The 3847-nt window shown below is 54.6% G+C and carries 3 protein-coding genes and 1 tRNA gene; 2 read left to right on the forward strand and 2 right to left on the reverse strand.

Annotated elements, in window-relative coordinates:
• Window positions 1–90: 90 nt before the first annotated feature.
• Window positions 91–165, forward strand: a tRNA-Glu gene (locus AC1ECN_RS38380).
• A gap of 789 nt (window positions 166–954) precedes the next feature.
• Window positions 955–1254 (forward strand): hypothetical protein, encoded by a 300-nt coding sequence (locus AC1ECN_RS38385; protein ID WP_477956028.1) that lies wholly within the window; start codon window positions 955–957, stop codon window positions 1252–1254.
• Window positions 1255–1332: 78 nt separating this feature from the next.
• Here the strand turns inward: AC1ECN_RS38385 and AC1ECN_RS38390 are convergent, their stop codons facing one another.
• Both AC1ECN_RS38390 and AC1ECN_RS38395 read right to left on the reverse strand, forming a co-directional pair.
• Complete coding sequence (locus tag AC1ECN_RS38390) at window positions 1333–2349, reverse strand: hypothetical protein (protein ID WP_477956030.1); 1017 nt, start codon at window positions 2347–2349, stop codon at window positions 1333–1335.
• Window positions 2350–2768: 419 nt separating this feature from the next.
• Window positions 2769–3512, reverse strand: coding sequence for a hypothetical protein (locus AC1ECN_RS38395; RefSeq protein ID WP_477956032.1), 744 nt, complete (start codon window positions 3510–3512; stop codon window positions 2769–2771).
• Between the last annotated feature and the right edge of the window lie 335 nt (window positions 3513–3847).

Consider the following 3847-nt stretch of genomic DNA (forward strand, 5'->3'; position numbering starts at 1 on the left):
CCCCTAGGGCGTACCACTTTCTCTCCATAAAGAAGCCATTACTTCCGCTTGCAGAAGCCAGCGCGCGCTCCTATTTTAACGAGGCTGCCTGCGCCCTTCGTCTATCGGTTAGGACGACAGATTCTCATTCTGTAAAGAGGGGTTCAACTCCCCTAGGGCGTGCCATTTTTCGCAATGAAATCAATCCGATATCCAAGCATAATTCTTTTAAAAGTTATTTGAATAATTATTTCCACTCGGGGGGCAGACCGGGGGCAATTGAAATCGCCGGTCCCGCCCCAAGTGCATCTTGCGCTGTGGATAACCGTGATCGGCACCGGGGCCATGAGGCAATGATTAATAACGGGAGACATCAACCGGGTAGTCGACGACGCAGCAGGAGTGATGGCGGCCGATAACCGCTTCATCAAAATACGCAGACACGACATGGACCCGTGTGGTAGCAGTCGGACAATTCGCCGGTCCTCATCATATCGAAGAACGAGAGCGACGCTTTTATCCGCGCACGGCGCTCTGTACGAGGCCCCGGCACTTCGAAGAGCCACAGCATTCCGGCCATGCTCTCCGATGGCGAGTTCGTTATGAACGCCGCCGCCACGCTGCGGAACCGCGCAATTCTTGAGGCGATCAATGCAGACCGTGCCCCGGCGATGACGGCTGGCGGGATCGTTGGCAAGAGTTCACGTGCAGCATCGGGCGGCAATGCTTTCGTCATGGGGGACATCATTGTCAATGGGCAATCCACGGGCTCTAGCGGTGATCCGCGAATGACGAACAGCATAACCGTGGCATGGCAGCAGGTCGCAGCGGCGATCGATCAGCAGATGACGGAGTGGACAGCGAACAGATGCGCCCGGGCGGCTTGCTGTACGGGAAGCGCTAACGCAAATAGCAGTTGCAAACTATACCGCCCCGCGTAGCATGCCGTTGCAGTAAATTGCACGGGGCGTGCACATGGCGAAATCGAGAAAGAAGCGCAAAAAAGCGCCGGAATTTGAACTAGAGATACGAAAAATAAGGACAGCGAAGCGAACGGTAGTGAAGCTTGGCCAAAGCTATTCAGACATTGTCGAGGCCAAGCCGGTTCGCAAAAGAAAGGCCAGACGCAATACGCGCCGTATCCTTCCCGACCTAACAGCTGATCTATCGAAGTATGCAGATGACCGAGAACCGGTCATGCCGGGAAAAACCATCCGAAACGAGTTCAAAAAATACCCGTGGCGGAACTCATCTTACGATACTGTGAAGGGCTGATGCCAAGTTGTGCCTTGGGTAAAAATCTATCGCATTAGCCAAGGGGATCGGGAGCGTTCGCACACTATTCCGGCAATGCTATTCTGACCACGCGGGCCGAATGTTCGTTCCATCCAGTGGCGTGTACACAGGGTTCGCGCCCACCTCGACCAAAGGGCTGAAAGTACTTTCCTTTTGGGCGAACCGATCGACGTGTAACGCAACGGTGGCGTGCTGCAAATCAACCCAGCAGTTCTTCATTTCAATGCCATCCGGTGTTCGGCGATAGATCGACGCTGAATTGTTGGGCCAGTGGACGGAGAAACCGCACATCATATCCTTGTCATCGACAAGCACCTCCATCAATCCTTTATAGTTAGGATCGTAGGGTATCGCTCTTCCCTTATGCTGCCCCCATACGCTCCGGGCGGCAGCATCAAGATAGAATACGGCGCCGATATAAGCCTTCGCTTTTGTTATAAGCTGATCCAGTTCTTCATAGGAAATTTTGAAGCCCTTATCGCCACTCAGGCTGTTTCGGCTGCGAAAAGCGTCTTCTGCTAGAATGTAATCGGAGTGTTGCACCGCGTTTCGCAAATCGGCGCGATAGAACTCATCAAACATGTTCCCGACGTTTAGTTTCGCTTCCTTCGACAGAGTTTTGATTATTTCCACCTTCTTCCATCGGGCGATGCCGTTTTTTTTGAAGCGCTTCTGTTCGTCTTTATCCAGGAAATCATAAAACGGATTTGGGCTGTAACCTTTCCCTAAGCGGAACCGGAGAAGGTTCGTCAAAACCTCATACGGCGCATCCATTTCAACCACATGGCTGTAGAGCGTTAGTCCCAATCGCCATTGCGTGTTTCCGATGTCGGGAAAACGCTCTTCCGGCAATTCCACCTGCATAAGGGCGTTGAGGTCATGCAGGATGTTTCGGCTTTCCGCGTAGGGGTCCCAACCGCCGTCTTCCACCCCGAGCACTCGTAACAGAGATGCAAAATACTTGATGATATCGTCTGAAAACGGATCATCTGGAAGGAACAGTGGCTTCATTATCTCAATATATGCGTCTTGCTGTGCAATGAACGCGGCGGCGGGGTCGAAAGCATCGCTCACTCTGCGAACTCCAATTTGAGAACGCGCGCCTCTAGTTCCGCAACGCGCTTTTCCAGATCGTCCAAATGCCCGAGCGCAAGAGCCTACGGGCTGCTTCTGCACTTCACCAGCAAGACATAAGCGCCGACGGCAAGGAGAATGACGAGCCGGATCATTGCTGCCCTACCTTGCGCTTCTCGAACTCGGCCTCGATCTTGCCGTAGTTCATCGGCGGCAGGTTCGGGTCGGGGGACCCTTTTGCCACCCCCGCCGCCCGCCGGAAAGCCGCCCCCGGGGGCGGGCCGCCGCTCTACCGGCTCCTAAGCGCTCAGATCCAATGGTGAGGCCATCGTGGTCAACCGTCATCACGATCTTACACGGAGCTTGCTTCCCGCAAAAAAGAATACCCCGCCCTGCCTGCAACGACGTCTTTTATCTTGTTATTTATCCCCACGGCTCAGACGAACAATCTCGCCGAGAAGGACATCTAGGTCTGCCGCGAAGTCGACTTGGACTGCTGTAGGCACGTCTTCTCGGGGTCTTATTGGGGAATGGAGGTGCATATCGGCAATGTTGCGAAGTGAGGTCTCAAGCCGCTGCATTGAAGCCTTGAACGATTTCTGCGACTTCGCGCCGCCATATTGGTTGGCCACTTCGGCAAAGGTAGCAAAACCGAAAACTGGCGGTACATGGTTTATGATCGTACGGAGAAGCATAGCGGTTGATAGATGGCATCGGTTCGCCGACGCAATATTGATTTCACGGCAAAGCTCAATGAGGCGTGCGAAGTCCCACGGGCCGTTGCCGACAGCTTGAAGCGCCAGAACGCGGGTGGGATCAACATAGGATTTGGCAGAAAGTGCCGACTGTGCAGGTATTCGCCGCTTTCGCTCGATTGCACGCACCGCAGCACCCACGATCTGAGAGGCTTCTTCAATAGCGGCATAAGACGGCCCACCGATAAAACCTCCCGCACCGGAGTTAACGGCATGCAGAAGGTTCAAAGAGTACTCGTTGGCGTAACCGAGCTCTTGATCGATAATCGACTTTGCCTCAATCGCGAGAGCCTTAAATGTAGCCGAGTGGTTTGTCGGAAGAATAAGGCCGGATATGTTCCCCCCATTGACGAACAATGGGAGCAAGCCCGCCATATCGTCCGCAATTCCCGTCAATTCATCGATCATTGGTGAACTGTAGGACAAGCGGTATCGGTGCGAAAGTGACGGCCAGACGGGTGCTGCAAATGCCCACAGGGAAATTTCAACTGGTGTTTCGTTTGCGGAGCGGCCAACTAGCTAGCGGCGGCAGAGACTGCCAAGTGAAACGGCATGTTGCGCTCCATCAGTAAGCAGCGCCAGCTTTGACTTCGGCCTGTTAACAGCCGCGTGCCGGAATGCGTGGTTTCTGGGGACCCTATTTGAGCACCCTACCCCCGCCCGCCGAAGATCGCCCCCGGAGTGGGCGGCCCCCCCCCCATGGCGTTGCCCCCCTCGCTAAGCTCGCTGCTCTGGTGCAGCAC

It is taken from the genome of Rhizobium sp. 01N447_2 (assembly GCF_056399245.1).

Coding starts and splice junctions, on each gene's coding strand:
- AC1ECN_RS38385 (WP_477956028.1), top strand. CDS start 955: ATGGCGAAATCGAGAAAGAAGCGCAAAAAAGCGCCGGAATTTGAACTA.
- AC1ECN_RS38395 (WP_477956032.1), bottom strand. CDS start 3,512: ATGATCGATGAATTGACGGGAATTGCGGACGATATGGCGGGCTTGCTC.